Origin of the sequence: Pseudoalteromonas nigrifaciens (assembly GCF_002221505.1) — a bacterium.
Taxonomy (GTDB): domain Bacteria; phylum Pseudomonadota; class Gammaproteobacteria; order Enterobacterales; family Alteromonadaceae; genus Pseudoalteromonas; species Pseudoalteromonas nigrifaciens.
Genome location: NZ_CP011036.1, coordinates 3482065 through 3499208 on the forward strand (window position 1 = coordinate 3482065; position 17144 = coordinate 3499208).

12 protein-coding genes and 2 rRNA genes are annotated in these 17144 nt (G+C 42.6%); 4 read left to right on the plus strand and 10 right to left on the minus strand.

The genetic code is table 11. The annotated features are described in order from the left end of the window. Positions 1–7 precede the first annotated feature (7 nt). On the minus strand, positions 8–1597 hold the full coding sequence (locus PNIG_RS16385) for an alkaline phosphatase (RefSeq protein ID WP_089368907.1): 1590 nt from the start codon (positions 1595–1597) through the stop codon (positions 8–10). 439 nt (positions 1598–2036) lie between these two features. Here PNIG_RS16385 and PNIG_RS16390 point away from each other — a divergent pair, with 439 nt between their 5' ends. The 3 genes from PNIG_RS16390 (at position 2037) to PNIG_RS16400 (ending at position 5170) form a co-directional block, all read left to right on the plus strand. Continuing rightward, on the plus strand, positions 2037–2246 hold the full coding sequence (locus tag PNIG_RS16390) for a cold-shock protein (RefSeq protein WP_011329603.1): 210 nt from the start codon (positions 2037–2039) through the stop codon (positions 2244–2246). Positions 2247–2517: 271 nt separating this feature from the next. After that, on the plus strand, positions 2518–4767 hold the full coding sequence (gene rnr, locus PNIG_RS16395) for a ribonuclease R (protein WP_089368908.1): 2250 nt from the start codon (positions 2518–2520) through the stop codon (positions 4765–4767). Between the two features lie 157 nt (positions 4768–4924). Next, the gene (locus PNIG_RS16400; protein WP_172459242.1) at positions 4925–5170 is read left to right on the plus strand and encodes a DUF3297 family protein; all 246 of its coding nucleotides are present in this window, start codon (positions 4925–4927) and stop codon (positions 5168–5170) included. Between the two features lie 83 nt (positions 5171–5253). Here the strand turns inward: PNIG_RS16400 and PNIG_RS16405 are convergent, their stop codons facing one another. The 3 genes from PNIG_RS16405 to PNIG_RS16415 all read right to left on the minus strand — a co-directional run bounded on the left by PNIG_RS16405 (position 5254) and on the right by PNIG_RS16415 (position 9353). Beyond that, positions 5254–6558, minus strand: coding sequence for a DEAD/DEAH box helicase (locus tag PNIG_RS16405; RefSeq protein ID WP_089368909.1), 1305 nt, complete (start codon positions 6556–6558; stop codon positions 5254–5256). 149 nt (positions 6559–6707) lie between these two features. Further along, entirely contained in the window at positions 6708–8528 is a 1821-nt protein-coding gene (glmS, locus tag PNIG_RS16410) for a glutamine--fructose-6-phosphate transaminase (isomerizing) (protein WP_089368910.1), read from the minus strand. 60 nt (positions 8529–8588) lie between these two features. Beyond that, the gene (locus tag PNIG_RS16415) at positions 8589–9353 is read right to left on the minus strand and encodes a DeoR/GlpR family DNA-binding transcription regulator (RefSeq protein WP_086993160.1); all 765 of its coding nucleotides are present in this window, start codon (positions 9351–9353) and stop codon (positions 8589–8591) included. A gap of 158 nt (positions 9354–9511) precedes the next feature. On the opposite strand from PNIG_RS16415, the gene PNIG_RS16420 reads away from it, so the two are divergent. Continuing rightward, complete coding sequence (locus PNIG_RS16420) at positions 9512–10039, plus strand: sugar O-acetyltransferase (protein WP_089368911.1); 528 nt, start codon at positions 9512–9514, stop codon at positions 10037–10039. 87 nt (positions 10040–10126) lie between these two features. Here the strand turns inward: PNIG_RS16420 and cobU are convergent, their stop codons facing one another. From cobU to PNIG_RS16450, 6 genes are all read right to left on the minus strand, one after another. Further along, positions 10127–10654, minus strand: coding sequence for a bifunctional adenosylcobinamide kinase/adenosylcobinamide-phosphate guanylyltransferase (cobU, locus tag PNIG_RS16425; RefSeq protein ID WP_089368912.1), 528 nt, complete (start codon positions 10652–10654; stop codon positions 10127–10129). Continuing rightward, positions 10651–11475: an adenosylcobinamide-GDP ribazoletransferase gene (locus PNIG_RS16430; RefSeq protein WP_089368913.1), complete on the minus strand. Its 825-nt coding sequence runs from the start codon at positions 11473–11475 to the stop codon at positions 10651–10653. The genes cobU and PNIG_RS16430 overlap by 4 nt, the downstream gene beginning before the upstream one ends. Before the next feature lies 1 nt (position 11476). Then, positions 11477–12538: a nicotinate-nucleotide--dimethylbenzimidazole phosphoribosyltransferase gene (gene cobT / locus PNIG_RS16435; protein ID WP_011329622.1), complete on the minus strand. Its 1062-nt coding sequence runs from the start codon at positions 12536–12538 to the stop codon at positions 11477–11479. Between the two features lie 90 nt (positions 12539–12628). After that, positions 12629–13249 (minus strand): histidine phosphatase family protein, encoded by a 621-nt coding sequence (locus PNIG_RS16440; RefSeq protein ID WP_225741021.1) that lies wholly within the window; start codon positions 13247–13249, stop codon positions 12629–12631. Positions 13250–13819: 570 nt separating this feature from the next. Further along, positions 13820–13934: ribosomal RNA gene (gene rrf / locus PNIG_RS16445) — 5S ribosomal RNA — on the minus strand. A gap of 145 nt (positions 13935–14079) precedes the next feature. Next, positions 14080–16969: ribosomal RNA gene (locus tag PNIG_RS16450) — 23S ribosomal RNA — on the minus strand. Positions 16970–17144 lie beyond the last annotated feature (175 nt).

A 17144-nucleotide genomic window follows, 5' to 3' on the forward strand; every position in this document is an offset into this window, starting at 1 on the left:
GCCGCCATTATTGCTGAGTTAGTTCAAGAGCTTGATTAATTATATGAAACACTACATTTTGCTCAATTACGCCTTGTGCAAGCTGAGCACCGGGGCCTGTTGCATGCAATGAAATGTCTTCACCTGCGTGTGTTTCCGAGGCCAATGGCACTGTTGTTTCTTGATGAAAACCAGGGGTTGTTGTATCAATCCCTTGTAACTCAACGCGCCCTGCCACAGCAGCACTTGCATAGCTTGCATCGGCATCTGTTTCATCACCTAAGTTTCTAAACCCTAAACCATTGGCGTAACCAACTGTGGTATAGGGCTTGTTATCGGCAGCTAGGCTGGGGGCTGTTTCGCCCACGGCCACAACTTGACCTAAAATAGGGTTGCCGCGTTTGGGATAGCCCGCAATAGTAAATACATGACTGTGATCGGCAGTGACTAAAATGAGGGTTTCTTCTGGATTGGTGTTATCAACCGCAGCTTGTACCGCTTTGGCCAACTCTATTGTGTCGTTAAGTGCATTATAGGCATTGCCCGCATGGTGCGCGTGATCAATACGACCCGATTCAACGGTTAAGAAAAAGCCTTTGTCGTTTTTGCCCAACACTTCAATTGCTTTAGTAGTCATATCGGTAAGTGAAGGCTCGCCAGCAATATCGTTTGCGCGGTCTGCTTCGTATTGCATGTGGGATTCGTTAAATAAGCCAAATACTTTAGTAGCGTCATCGGCAATATTATCAAAGCCGGTTTGGTCCATAACATACGTTGCAGTAGGGTATTGCGCTTGCCATTCACTAATCAAATTACGATTATCGGTACGATCCCCTTCTATTGCGCTTACTGCGTCTGTTGAATTAGCTGCTACGTTTTTGGGTAAAAAGTGCCGACGTCCGCCGCCCATAACAACATCAAGGCCATCTATATCAGTACCAACAAAACGCGCCTCTAGGTTTTTTTCAAAGTTAATTAGTTGCGAGGCAATATCTTCACAACCAGCTGCAATTGCATCCTCTGGCATGTCTGAAATATCTTCCCAGTTACGATCGGCCGATTTAGCATACGTTGCTGCAGGCGTTGCATGGGTAATTCGCGCTGTTGAAATAACCCCAGTTGCTAGGCCTTTAATTTCTGCCAGCTCTGTTGCTGTTAGTAACTCGTTGCCCGCAACTGTTGAACACATCCCACGCTCTATATTTTCGTTAACACCAATTACACCAACATCGGTTTTCACACCCGAGATCATCGCGGTCATAGTGCCCGCAGAATCAGGTGTTTGTGCATCTACGTTATAGGTTTTAACTTGTGCGGAATACGGAAATGCCTCAAAGCTTAAGTAACCCTCCTCCCCCGATTGGTTATTGCGTTGTCCTTGTAAAATACGTGCGGCGGTTAGCGTTGATACCCCCATACCATCACCAACAAATAAAATTACGTTTTTAGCTTTGGTGGCTTTAACACTCTGCGCTTGGGTAGTTTTTGTTGTTAATTTTGTTTGCGCAGCACTATACCAACTGCTGTCTTTTTGGCTTTGCGGTAATACATTGGCATAACTAGCTGCGTTAAACGCAAATGTTAGCGCTATTGCCGCAGCAACTTTTTTAATTTTCATCCATAATTCCCATTATTTAGTGATTATTTTTTAAAAAATGTGTGACCACAAAAAGATCAACCGCTGCACTATAAAAAATAGATATGACTAATAAAGGTAATTTTTATGAAAGTTAAATGACTAAATTTATGAATGTAACTACTATAAAATCAAAACGCATTAAAAACACAAAACAAAGTGAAAAAATAAAACCCTTAATTTACAAAAGGATATAAAATAATCATGCCGTTTTATATAACTTTTAATTATATAAAGCTTGCTACATGTTTTAACTTACTCTAACATGCCTGCATCGGGTTGATTGAAAACCCAGCTTATTTGTAAGTACCACGTTGTTATTAGTACTAATCCTGCGCGTTATCCTCAGTTATATGCTTGTTTTCTCCCTGTTAAATTGCCTATTTTAAGGCACACTTTTATTAATTCTTAGGATACTATTATGTCTAATACTACAACTGGTACAGTAAAATTTTTTAACGAAGCAAAAGGTTTTGGCTTTATCGAGCAAGAATCTGGCGCAGACGTGTTTGCACATTTCAGTGCAATCTCTGGCGACGGTTTCAAAACTTTAGCTGAAGGCCAACGTGTACAGTTTACTGTTACTCAAGGTCAAAAAGGCCCACAAGCCGAAAACATTGTTTGTATATAAACACTGTTAAATAATACGCTTTAGTGTATTAACAGCTCACATATAATTAATTTGTCTGTGAGCTAATTTTTTACCACTTACATTAAGTAATTGGTATTACTAAACATTTAAAATTGAGTATGTACTATGCAGCTTAATTTATTTTCGACTCACTGTTCGAGTCAGTCTCGCCTTATGCTTTATTCCACCTTATCTTTATCAATCTTAAGTCTTTTATATTCCTAGTTTGTAGATACACAGTAAAAGCGCTGGGCGAATTTAAGAGAGTTTTATGAATTTGAACCCAACCGCACCATTATCATCACCAATTTATGACAACCCGATCCCGGGTCGTGAATTTATTTTAAGCCTTTTTGGCAAAATGAAAAAAAACCTTAACCGTGAACAAATCGCGCATGCCTTAGAGCTAAAAAATGCTGAGCAAAAAGAAGCCCTCAGAAGGCGTTTACGCGCCATGGAACGCGATGGCCAACTTATGTTTAGCCAACACAAAGGTTACCAAGTTATTGATCAAGCCTTACTTGTGAGTGGTGTAATTACCCTACATGCAGATGGCTTTGGTTTCGTTAATTATAGCGCCAGCGAAAAAGATTTATTTATCGCTAAGAACCAGTTAGCTCACGTATTTGAAGGCGATATAGTACAAATACTACAAGAAGCCGCTAGTCATAAACGCTCAAACAATAAATTAATAAAAATTATTGAGCATAAAACCACCCATTTAGCCGGTATATTAAAGCGCCAAGGCACAGACTACGTGCTAGTAGCCGATAACACAAAATGCCCACAAAAAGTGCAAGTAGCGCAGTGCCAATTAGCAAACACCAGTGTGGGCCAGTATGTAAACACTAAAATTACCCAGTACCCTACTTTTCGCCATGCAACTCAAGTGCAAATAACCGAAGTACTTGGTCTGCCTCACTCTGCAGGTATGGAAACAAAGCTTGCGCTGCGTCGTCATGGTGTTGCAGATAGCTGGAGCAAGGATTTACTAGCACAAGCAAGTTCACTTGGTAATGAAGTAACCGAGCAAGATAAATTAGCGCGTGTAGATTACCGCTTGTTTCCGTTTGTTACTATTGATGGCGAAGACGCAAAAGATTTTGACGACGCCGTATACTGCGAAAGAACAGAGCAAGGAAACTGGCGTTTACTGGTCGCTATTGCCGATGTGTCGCATTATGTAAAACCCAATGATGTGTTAGATATAGAAGCGCAACAACGCGCCACCTCTATTTATTGCCCGGGACAAGTTGTTCCTATGCTGCCAGAAGCATTATCAAATGGCCTGTGCTCGTTAAACCCACATGAAGATCGCCTGGTATTAGTGTGTGATATGACCATTAGCCAAGATGGTCAAGTGACTCAAGCTAATTTTACAGAGGGGCTGATCCACTCACATGCAAGGCTAACCTACACACAAGCACATGCTGTCATTGCTAAACCCCATTCTAGCTCAGCTAAACAATTAGCCGAATTGAATGCTGATGTGTCGCCACTGATTAAAAATTTGCATTATCTTTATTTAGATTTAAGCGCAGCGCGCAAACTTCGCGGCGCTATTGACTTTGATACGCAAGAGCTCAAGCTTAATCTGAATAAAAATCAAAAAATTACCAGTATTGAGCCAATAGAGCGCAATGACGCACACCGCATGATTGAAGAATTTATGCTGTGCGCTAACGTGTGTACCGCACAGTTTTTAGATAAACACCAAATCCCCGGATTATTTAGAGTACATGCAGGGCCACAACAGAAAAAGCTACAAACGCTACGGGCGCTACTGGCCGAAAAAAGACTGCAGCTTGGCGGCGGTGATAAGCCAACGCCAGCCGATTACAATAAACTACTAAATAACATTAGTCAGCGCAGCGATGCCAGCGTGATCCGTACTTTATTACTGCGCTCACAATCGCAAGCCGAATACTCGGCTAATAACCAAGGTCACTTTGGCCTAGCATACAATGCTTACGCTCACTTTACCTCGCCAATTCGTCGCTATGCAGATTTAGTAACCCATCGTGCAATTCGCGCCAAAATTCAGGCTAAGCAGCAAAATGGTTTACAGCGGGCGATAAGCTTCTTAAATGTGTTTGCTAATAAAGCGTCTAGCGTTAGCAAGTTAGCTAAAAAGGCATACCCTTATAACCTTGAAAGTATAGAAACATTAAGCTTGCATTGCTCAGCACAATCGCGCAAAGCCAACGATATTAGCCGTGAAGTAGAAAGCGCCTTAAAATGTAGCTATATGGAAAAATACCTTGGCGATACATTTACCGCCACTATTAGTGGTGTATCAAGCGCTGGCTTTTTTGTTGAGCTAGACTGCACAGGCGTTGAGGGTTTAGTAGCGGTGAGTAGCTTCAGCCAAGGTGAGTTTGTATTTAATGCTGCCAAACAACAGTGGAGCAACAGCAAACAAAAATTTACTATTGGTGAGCGTGTGAATGTGACCTTAAAAAGTATTGACTTACGCCAACGTAAAATGAGCTTTTCACTGGCTAGTTTAACGTTTCATTAATTGCAGACAAGCTGCACTGTTAGTTATTAATTTAAACCGCCGCGCTTAACTGTGAAATTTAATAGCTAACTTTATTAGCATTTATTGTTGTCGTGCTTGAGCATAACACCTGTATTGCCTACAATAGCGCACTATCTATTCAATGCAGATCACAATTATGACTGATACAAATAAACCAGAGTTACCAGACCAACTTTCGATTAATCCACGCAGCAAGTTTTATGTAGAAGAAGTATTCGAACATGAAATTGGTGTAACTCTGAACGGCAAAGAGCGTTTTGACGTTGAAGAATACTGCATCAGCGAAAGCTGGATCAAAGTTGCCGCACCTAAAGCGCTAGATCGTCGTGGCCAACCATTACTTATAAAAGTAAAAGGTACTGTAGACGTATTTTATAAATAAAATACTGATGCAGCACAAAGAAGCCGACGTAACGTCGGCTTTTTAGATCAATGTTTACTCTAATTACTTAACTTGAACTCCGGTTACTTAGATTTACCTCGCCAACCAGCCCAAACATCGTCTTCAAGATCTGCTTTTTTGTTCTTTTTCTTGCCCGTGCCTTCGGGTTTTGCCATTGGCTTTTCGTTTTTAAGCGCCTGTGCGGCATCAACATTCGCTTGGTTCACTGCAAAGCCTGCCACTTGCTCGCGCTCAAGACGTAGTTTGTTTTTCTTCTCAATTATTTTAAAGTGATGTAAATCTTCATAATCAACTAATGAAAGCGCTAAACCCACTTCACCTGCACGGCCGCTGCGGCCAATACGGTGCATATAATCAGCAGGGCTGCGTGGTAGATTAAAGTTAATAACCACTGGCAGCTTTTCAATATCTAAACCACGTGCTGCAATATCAGTTGCTATTAGCACTTCAATTTCGCCTGCTTTAAACTTTTCTATTACGCGGGTACGTTCACTTTGGCCTTTATCGCCATGAAAAACTTGTGCATTAACACCGCGCTTTTCAAGCTTTTGCGCTAAGTGTTCACAATCTTTTTTAGCATTAACAAAAATCAGTGCTTGGCGCCATTTATGGGTTTTAATTAAATGCGCTAAAACAGTGGTTTTCTCGCCTTTATTAACGCTAAATACACGCTGTACTAAAGTGCTTTCGTCTTTGCTTTGAACTTGTATTTCAACAGGGTCGTTTAATAAATCTTGTGTTAATAGCTTAACTTGCTCTGGGAAAGTTGCTGAAAATAACATAGTTTGTTTTTTAGCAGGCATTAACGCTAATAACTCAGCAAGCTCTTCGGTAAAGCCAAGGCTTAGCATACGGTCGGCTTCATCAAGCACGAGTGTATTTAGTTTATCGAGCTTAATAGCATTGCTTGAGATTAAATCGAGTAAGCGCCCTGGTGTTGCCACTATAATATCAGCGCCACCACGAAGTGCCTGCATTTGTGTATTAACCGATACACCACCAAACACAGCAATCGTTTTAATTGCGCCATTAAAGTTAGCAGAATACGATTTAACGCTATCGGCTACTTGAGTAGCAAGCTCACGAGTAGGTACTAAAATAAGCCCCGTTACAAAGTTACCTTTGCTGGCTGCGCTTTTACTACCTTGTTCAAGGAACATTTTTTGTAGCATTGGCAGCGCAAACGTTGCTGTTTTACCTGAGCCTGTATTTGCCCCAGCAATTAAGTCACTGCCTGCAAGCACACTAGGTATAGCCTTAGCTTGAATTGGAGTAGGTTGGGTATATTCCAAGTCGGTTAAACGAGCTAATAGCTCTGGAATAAGGCCAAGTTCGTTAAAAGTGCTAGGGCTTGTGGCTGAGGTCATAAAGGTGTGGGCTCATTACTAAAAATTAGCCTGCAATTTTAGCGTATTTAACGCTTATTAAGTAGGGGTTAGTGATTTAAATCGCATTTAGTTACTGGCAAAAAAAAGACGCTTTCGCGTCTTTTTTATCTTATAACACTAACTTCTTGTTATTCAACAGTAACAGATTTAGCTAAGTTACGTGGTTGGTCAACGTCTGTGCCTTTAATTACCGCTACGTAGTACGACAGTAGCTGTAATGGTAAGGTGTAAACAATTGGCGCAATAATATCGTCAGTGTGATTTACGTTGATAACACGCATGGTGTTGTCTGATTCAAAGTGAGAATCTTTATCTGCGAATACGTAAATAATACCACCACGAGCACGTACTTCTTCTACGTTTGATTTAAGTTTTTCTAGCAGTTCGTTATTAGGTGCTACAACAATAATCGGCATGTCGGCGTCAATTAGTGCTAGTGGACCATGTTTAAGCTCGCCTGCAGCGTAGGCTTCTGCGTGAATGTACGAAATTTCTTTAAGCTTAAGCGCGCCTTCCATTGCAATTGGGTATTGCGAACCACGACCTAAAAATAGTGAATGTTGCTTGTCGGCAAACTCTTCTGCTAACTCGGCAATGCTATCTGCAAGCTGTAAAGTTTCTTCTAATTTTGCAGGTAGTACTTTAATTGCATTAACAATTGCGCTTTGATCAAGGCCTTTTTCTTGCGCTATAGACGCAGTAAGCATTAACAAACCAACTAATTGCGTAGTAAACGCTTTAGTAGATGCTACGCCAATTTCGGCGCCGGCTTTGGTCATAAAGGCAAGGTCTGATTCGCGTACAAGTGATGAGCCAGGTACGTTACAAATGGTCATTGACGCCATGTAACCTTGTTGCTTTGCTAAACGCAGTGCAGCAAGTGTATCGGCTGTTTCGCCTGATTGTGAAATAGTTACTAGTAGGCTTTTTTCGTGTACAAACGACTGGCGGTAGCGAAATTCTGAGGCAATTTCTACATTACAGCTTACGCCTGCAAATTGCTCAAGCCAGTAACGTGCAACCATACCCGAATGGTAAGACGTACCACAGGCAATAATTTGTACGTGTTTTACATCTTTAAATATTTGTTGTGCACTGTCGCCAAAAGCGTCAATTGCTACTCGGTCGTTGTTTAAACGCCCTTCAAGGGTATTACGTACAGCAAGTGGCTGCTCGTAAATTTCTTTTAGCATGTAATGGCGGTAATCGCCTTTGCCTGATGTATCTTGAGTGATGTTTGATTCAACCACTTCACGCTCTACAGCGTTGCCATCGGCATCAAAAATTTCTACTGTGTCACGTGTAATACGTGCTACGTCGCCTTCTTCTAAAAATATAAAGCTGCGAGTAACCGGTAGTAGTGCCAATTGATCAGAGGCAATAAAGTTTTCGCCAAGCCCTAAACCTATAACAAGTGGGCTGCCTGAGCGCGCTACAATAATTTCGTTGCTGTTGTCTTTATCAAATACAACTGTACCAAATGCACCTTCAAATTGCTTAACGGCAGCTTGTACTGATGCGAGTAAGGTTTTGTGTTGCTGACGAAGTTGGTGAATTAAGTGCACCATAACTTCGGTGTCGGTGTCTGATAAAAATTCGTAACCGTCGCCTTTTAATGCGGCGCGCAAGCTTACGTGATTTTCGATGATGCCATTGTGTACTAGTGCTAGCTGGCCGCTTGAAACATGTGGATGTGCATTGGCTTCAGTTACACTACCGTGAGTAGCCCAGCGAGTGTGTGCAATACCTGTATGGCCGCTAACACCTGATTGCTCAAGTGCCGATTCTAGGTTTACTACTTTACCAACTGCTTTTACAGTTTTAAGGGTGTTGCCATCAAGCAGTGCTACGCCTGCTGAATCGTAACCACGGTACTCAAGGCGTTTAAGGCCTTCAACTAAAATTTTATTTACTGGACGTTCTGCAACTGCCCCAACTATTCCACACATAGTGTCTCCATTAATTTTTTAAATATTTGCCCGCTTATAACCTGAATTCAAGTTAACGGGCTATTCCATAATCTCTGCACAAATTAGTTTTACACCACATGCCTCAATTGCTTTGCGTTTATCGTCTGCTAAGCCATTGTCGGTTATTAAGGTGGTTACTATTTGCCACGGTAATTCTAAATTTGGGATTTTTCGGCCAATTTTATCTGATTCAACCATCACTATAACTTCACGTGCTGCTTTTGCCATTACTTGGCTTAAGCCAACTAGTTCGTTAAAGGTAGTAGTACCGCGCTTTACGTCTATGCCATCGGCACCAATAAATAGCTGATCAAAGTCGTAAGAGCATAGTACGCTTTCTGCAACTTGCCCCTGAAACGATTCTGAATGCGGATCCCATGTCCCACCGGTCATCAATAATGTTGGCTCGTTTTCGAGCGCTAGCAAGCGATTAGCAACTTTAATAGCATTCGTCATTACAACTAGGCCTTGTTTACTTGCAAGCTCTGGGATCATTGCTGCTGTAGTGCGCCCGCTATCAATAATAATGCGGTTATGATCTTTGATCAGTGCGGCTGCAGCCTTGGCTATAGCCACTTTACGCTTAGAATCAATCTCATCGCTTACTATCTCTTTTGGTAATGCAATAGCTCCACCATAACGGCGCAGTAACAGGCCACTTTTTTCAAGCGCAGTTAAATCTTTTCGAATGGTCACTTCTGAGGTTTGAAACTGCTCAGCTAATTTTTCCACGACCACTTCACCAAGCTCATTAACCTGAGCCAATATATTGTGACGTCGTTGCTGGGTGTTTCGTTTGGTCATAAGTGATATGCAATTAAGTTTCGTTTCGAAAGATGCGCAATTTTAAACGAAACTAGTTAAATGGCAAGTGAACGAGCAAAAATAAAGCAATTTAATCAAATTATAATAAAACTTAAAATACGGTAAGCTAGGGGTAATAGCCGAATAAAGTAAAGTATATGCAATTATTTAATAGTATCAGTAAAGAATATTTAACTCAGCGTAAGCTCGCCGGCGATATCTGCCGTTTATTTAATAAAAGCCCCAGTAAGGGCAATTTAAAGCGTATTAAAAGCTTATTTTTTGATTGCGGTGAAGAGGTAATTATTGAAGCAGGGTTTCACTGCGATTATGGTAGTACACTTATTATTGGTGATCGTACCTTTATAAATATTAACTGCACCATTTTAGATTCTCCGCTACCTGAGTCGACCATTAGTATTGGTAACGACTGTTTAATAGGCCCTAATGTACAATTGCTAGCTGTATCTCACGCGCTAGATCCGCAGCAAAGATTAAGTAAAGAAAACTTTAGCCAGCCAATTAGTATAGGTAATAATGTATGGGTTGGTGCAGGCGTAATAATTTTAGCTGGAATAACTATTGGCGATAATGCCGTTATTGGAGCGGGCTCGATAGTAACAAAAAATGTGGCAGCCAACACCGTGGTGGTTGGAAATCCTGCGGTTAAAGTTAAAGATATTTGAAGCAGTAATTCGTTAAAAACAACCTACAAAGCCTACTCTGCAGGTTGTACAATATATAACTAAGCAGTGTGTTTCTAAGGGAGGGGTTTATTGTTTATTTTTTAATGTAAGCGCTAAACCCGCCATAATAAACTCAACTTGGGAAACCTGCGCAGCTAATGCTTGGTGTAACCAGCCAGATTCGTCTACAAATGTACGGCTTAATTCGCCAAGCGGAACTATACCGTGCCCCACTTCGTTACTTACAAAAATAACTTGCCCTGGTAAGCTTTTAAGTTGAGCTAATAACTCAGCTTTTTGCGTTTGCCAGCAATGCTTGTCGCTATGGCATAAACAGTTTGTAAGCCATAGCGTTAAACAATCTACCAATATACAGTTATCAGCTTTACTATGGGCTTTAAGTAGTTTGGCAAGCGCTATGGGCTCTTCAACTAATTGCCAGTTTGCTGGGCGGTCTTTTTGATGGCGCGTAATACGTACTTGCATTTCATCGTCATTAGGCTGTGCAGTGGCAAGATAAATCTCCGATTTATTACTCTTAATCGCTAACTGTTCTGCAAAACGACTTTTACCACTGCGGGCACCACCTAAAATAAGTGCATGGTTGTTGCTCATAATAAGCCCACTAAGGTTAAGTAAATAACCACCTCAGATAACTGCTGCGCCGCGCCTAAACAATCTCCAGTATAACCACCTAGCTGGCGCTTAAACCAGCGTACTAATACACTGCGTAAAATGAGCAACACGGCAATAATAATCACCGCTGTTTGCCATACAATAATATTTAAGAAAATTAAACTCAGTAATAAAATTACTGCAGTGAGCGTTAAAATAGCTAAGCTGTTAAACGACAAATGCATAGCGATAGGCTTAACTTTTGAGGTGGCATCCTCACTCACGTAATCCATGCTCATAATTAAACTGGTTGCTATTACCCGACTTAAACACTGACCCAGCAATATCGCAGTTATAATGGCTGTGAGCGAAGTACTAAGTAATACCAGGCTCTGAAACTTAATCAGCAATATTATAAATAATGCCGCAGCTCCATAAGTACCCAAACGGCTATCTTTCATGATAGTTAATTTTTGCTCTACCTGCCAACCGCCGCCAAAGCCATCCCACACATCAGCCCAGCCATCTTCATGAAACGCGCCAGTTAATAGCAAGCCAAAAGCCATCATTAATAACACACTTAAAGACGGCGGTAACAACAGCTGAAAAATACAGTAACTAAGTGCCAACAACCCACCAAGTAACAAACCTACTAATGCAAAATAGCGACTGGCTTGATTAAGGTGAGTATTAGTAACATTAAAACGCAAAGCAACCGGAATGCGGGTTAAAAAGCTAATCGCCAATAATACTAACTGCCACTGCGTGACCTTGGTTTGTAATTTATTATTTGGGGTATCTAAAAGTGAACTGTCACTCATATTATACAACCTGCTCAACACCGGCATCCGCAAAGCTTGCCATGTGGTTATAAAAGCCAAGAGCGGCTTGTAGCAAAGGTAAGCTCAATGCTGCGCCAGTGCCTTCACCTAAGCGTAAATCTAATTGTAGCAAGGGTTTAACTTCAAGCTTGCTTAACATTTGTTGATGGCCTTGTTCATTAGAACAATGAGCAAAAATTAAATACTCTTTTACTATAGGGTTAATTTTAATCGCAACCATAGCCGCAGCACTACAAATAAAGCCATCAACAATAACGGCCATACCTTGCTCTGCCGCCGCTAGCATTGCACCGGTAATATGCACAATTTCAAAGCCACCCACTGCAGCAAGCAGCGCTATTGGATCAGCCAAGTGGGCTTTATGCAGTTGTAATGCTTGCTCAACAACATTGATTTTACGCGCAATTAATTCGTCACTCACGCCAGTGCCTCTACCCACACATTGCGTCACAGGTAAATTTAATATTGCTGCCATAATAGCTGCGGCACTCGTGGTATTGCCAATTCCCATCTCCCCCATAGCCAATGTATTACAGCCTTGTTGTTTAAGCTGTAAAACCAGTGACTTAGCATTACTAAACCCTTGCTTTACTTGCGCAGTGCTCATGGCCATGTGTAAGTTAAGCGGGGCGGTTATATTACCAAGTCGGCAATCATGTACCTTGCTAGCAGGGCTTTTTTCTAATATACCGCAATCAACAACCTCAAGTTGCCAGCCAAGTTGCTGACAAAATATATTTATAGCAGCGCCGCCAGCGACAAAGTTAGCGACCATTTGTGCAGTTACTTCACTCGGTGCAATTGATACTCCTTGCGCTGCAATCCCATGATCTCCAGCAAAAACAACTAAAGTAGGGTTACAAATCTCAGCTTTAAATGCAGTAAATTCAACGTCACTCTTTATCGTTTGAGATAGTATTTTTACTAACTGTAATGCAATCAGTTCAAGCTGACCTAGTGCCCCTAGGGGTTTGGTTTTATTATTTATTTTATTGTGAATAAGGTGGTCAAATTGATTATTCAAAGGGGCTATTTTAAACATTGTGTAGCAACTCACGTTTTCAAAAAAGTAAAAAGATAACTGCTAAATCCCACAACTGATATCGTTGTGATAAAAGAGGATCAGGCGTTTTTAAAAAATAATTTTAGGCCAAGCTTGGCCATTTTCATCAAAAAATATATCGATACAAATAACCTTGCCATAACCCACAGTAAATATATTTTGATAATTTAACTGTTTTGGCACCTGACAAATAATAGCGAGTAATTGCTTTATTACTCCTGCATGCGTAATTACAAGTTGTGAGCGAGTACCTTGGCAAATAGTATTAACTAATAATTGCTGCCACCACGTTGTTATGCGCTGATAAAAATGAGCCATGCTTTCACCGTTAGGTGGCGTCACGAGCCAAGGGCTTTGCCAAAAGTCACCAATTGTCGGTGTTTTAGTATGCTGCCACAGTTCATCATAGCTTTGGCCATCCCAATCACCAAAGTTAAACTCTTTAATATCGTCGGTTATATTCAGTGGTATTTTATTAAAATCACAAAATTGCCGAGCAAACTCACTACAGCGCTTTAAAGACGATGAGGTAACTAAATCAATATTTGCTAACCTGCCACAGGCGATATTTAACTGCTCAAACCCTTTTTTACTCAATATAAAATCGGTATGCCCCGCTAAAACATCTTTAGTCGTAAGCTCACCATGTCGCAGTAAATAAACTCGGCTAGAAAATGCTGTCATGCTCATACAAGTCTAAAATAAATGTACTTTGAGTTTATCAGCATAGTATTTTTTTATCTTTGAGTTTTACTTATTAATGACTTGAATTTTACTTTTCTGCAGACGTAAAAAAGCCCGAATATTTTCAATCGGGCTTTCTCGATTTGGAGCCTGGCAATGTCGTGGTGCCCACAACGGTGGAAAATCACAGTGCAAATGCACCACATTCATTGGCTAGTGGTGATGTTTTCATGATTTGAGTGTCGGGTGTCGCTACGCTCGCCCAACCTACGCGGGAGACTTGTGTACATTATTCACCCACACTTCACTTTTTACAATTTGGAGCCTGGTAATGTCGTAGTGCCCACAGCGGTAGAGAGTCACATAGCAAATGCGACACACTCTCTTTGTGTCGGGGCGGCCTTCCGCGTGGTTCGCCTTCGAGCTGTTTTGTTTGATATAAAGGAATACAAATGCCGTAGAGCACAGGATGTGCAGGAGCGGCCACTACTGAATTCGCATGGGCTTTTGGCTATTTATTAAATCCCAGACGTAAAAAAGCCCGAATCGTTAAATTCGGGCTTTTTACAATTTGGAGCCTGGCAATGTCCTACTTTCACATAGCAAATGCTACACTATCATCGGCGCTGTTTCGTTTCACTACTGAGTTCGGCATGGGGTCAGGTGGGTCCAAAACGCTATTGTTACCAAGCAAATTAGGGCGTTAATTCATATCACTACAAATTAACTGAATTTGGAAAATATCTGATAATATTTTTTAAGTCTTTGCGTAAATATCTACTTTAGTCATATTAACTTCTTGCTTGAACTGTCACATAAAACGCGTTTGGCGTTGTATGGTTAAGCCTCACGGGTAATTAGTACAAGTTAGCTTAATGCCTCACAGCACTTCCACATCTTGCCTATCAACGTTGTAGTCTCCAACGGCCCTTCAGAGAGCTTATAGCTCTAGTGAGAAATCATCTCGAGGCCTGCTTCGCGCTTAGATGCTTTCAGCGCTTATCAGTTCCGAACGTAGCTACCGGGCAATGCCATTGGCATGACAACCCGAACACCAGCGGTTCGTTCACTCCGGTCCTCTCGTACTAGGAGCAACCCCTCTCAATTCTCAAACGCCCACGGCAGATAGGGACCGAACTGTCTCACGACGTTCTAAACCCAGCTCGCGTACCACTTTAAATGGCGAACAGCCATACCCTTGGGACCGACTTCAGCCCCAGGATGTGATGAGCCGACATCGAGGTGCCAAACACCGCCGTCGATATGAACTCTTGGGCGGTATCAGCCTGTTATCCCCGGAGTACCTTTTATCCGTTGAGCGATGGCCCTTCCATTCAGAACCACCGGATCACTATGACCTACTTTCGTACCTGCTCGACGTGTCTGTCTCGCAGTTAAGCTGGCTTCTACCATTACACTAACCGTACGATGTCCGACCGTACTTAGCCAACCTTCGTGCTCCTCCGTTACTCTTTAGGAGGAGACCGCCCCAGTCAAACTACCCACCAGGCACTGTCCGTAACCCCGATTCAGGGGCCAACGTTAGAACATCAAAACTACAAGGGTGGTATTTCAAGGTTGACTCCAACAAAACTAGCGTCTCATCTTCAAAGTCTCCCACCTATCCTACACATGTAGGTTCAATGTTCAGTGCCAAGCTGTAGTAAAGGTTCACGGGGTCTTTCCGTCTAGCCGCGGGTACACAGCATCTTCACTGCGATTTCAATTTCACTGAGTCTCGGGTGGAGACAGCGTGGCCATGGTTACACCATTCGTGCAGGTCGGAACTTACCCGACAAGGAATTTCGCTACCTTAGGACCGTTATAGTTACGGCCGCCGTTTACCGGGGCTTCGATCAAGAGCTTCTCCCTAAGGATAACCCCATCAATTAACCTTCCGGCACCGGGCAGGTGTCACACCGTATACGTCATCTTGCGATTTTGCACAGTGCTGTGTTTTTAATAAACAGTCCCAGCCACCTGGTCACTGCGGCTCCCGTCCGCTTAGAGAGCAAGTCTCATCACAGATAGGAGCGTACCTTCTCCCGAAGTTACGGTACGATTTTGCCTAGTTCCTTCACCCGAGTTCTCTCAAGCGCCTTAGTATTCTCTACCTGACCACCTGTGTCGGTTTGGGGTACGATTCCATATAATCTGAAGCTTAGAGGCTTTTCCTGGAAGTATGGCATCAACAACTTCATCACCTTAGTGACTCGTCTCGTGTCTCAGGTTTAGTGTTCGTCCGGATTTACCTAAACAAACGCCCTACTCACTTTCACATGGACTACCAACGCCATGCTTGCTTAGCCTGCTCCGTCCCCCCATCGCAATTATATCGAGTACAGAAATATTAATCTGTTTCCCATCGACTACGCCTTTCGGCCTCGCCTTAGGGGTCGACTTACCCTACCCTGATTAACATGGGATAGGAACCCTTGGTCTTCCGGCGTGGGAGTTTTTCACTCCCATTATCGTTACTCATGTCAGCATTCGCACTTCTGATACCTCCAGCAACCCTCCCGGATCACCTTCAACGGCTTACAGAACGCTCCCCTACCACTCAGAATAAATTCTGAATCCGCAGCTTCGGTGCATAGTTTAGCCCCGTTACATCTTCCGCGCAGACCGACTCGACCAGTGAGCTATTACGCTTTCTTTAAAGGATGGCTGCTTCTAAGCCAACCTCCTGGCTGTCTGGGCCTTTCCACATCGTTTCCCACTTAACTATGACTTTGGGACCTTAGCTGGCGGTCTGGGTTGTTTCCCTCTTCACGACGGACGTTAGCACCCGCCGTGTGTCTCCCGGATATTACTTTACGGTATTCGGAGTTTGCAAAGGGTTGGTAAGTCGGGATGACCCCCTAGCCTTAACAGTGCTCTACCCCCGTAAGTATTCGTCCGAGGCTCTACCTAAATAGATTTCGGGGAGAACCAGCTATCTCCCGGTTTGATTAGCCTTTCACTCCTAACCACAAGTCATCCCCTAACTTTTCAACGTTAGTGGGTTCGGTCCTCCAGTTGATGTTACTCAACCTTCAACCTGCTCATGGCTAGATCACCGGGTTTCGGGTCTATACCTTGCAACTATTCGCCCAGTTAAGACTCGGTTTCCCTACGGCTACCCTAATCGGTTAACCTCGCTACAAAATATAAGTCGCTGACCCATTATACAAAAGGTACGCAGTCACCCAACAAGTGGGCTCCTACTGCTTGTACGTACACGGTTTCAGGTTCTATTTCACTCCCCTCACAGGGGTTCTTTTCGCCTTTCCCTCACGGTACTGGTTCACTATCGGTCAGTTGGGAGTATTTAGCCTTAGATGATGGTCCACCTATATTCAGTCAAAGTTTCACGTGCTCCGACCTACTCGATTTCACTTAAAATGTCTTTTCATGTACGGGACTATCACCCTGTATCGTGGCACTTTCCAGAGCCTTCCATTAACACATAATAAGCTTAAGGGCTGTTCCGGTTTCGCTCGCCGCTACTTCCGGAATCTCGGTTGATTTCTTTTCCTACGGGTACTTAGATGTTTCAGTTCTCCGCGTTCGCCTCGTTAACCTATGTATTCAGTTAACGATACCTGCAAGCAGGTGGGTTTCCCCATTCGGAAATCCTAGTCTCAAGTGCTTTTTACTAGCTTGACTAGGCTTATCGCAAGTTAATACGTCCTTCATCGCCTCCAACTGCCAAGGCATCCACCGTGTACGCTTAGTCACTTAACCATACAACCCAAACGGGTCTTGCTTGGTCTTTGCTACTTATGCTGCCTTGCTTTCTATTTTTGCTTGGTTACATAACACGTTATGCGCCCAGCGACAAAAATATTAGCGGCGTTGCCTAAGCATCAAATCCACGTCGCAATACTAAACAATAAAGTTTAGTCATACGTTAGTGACA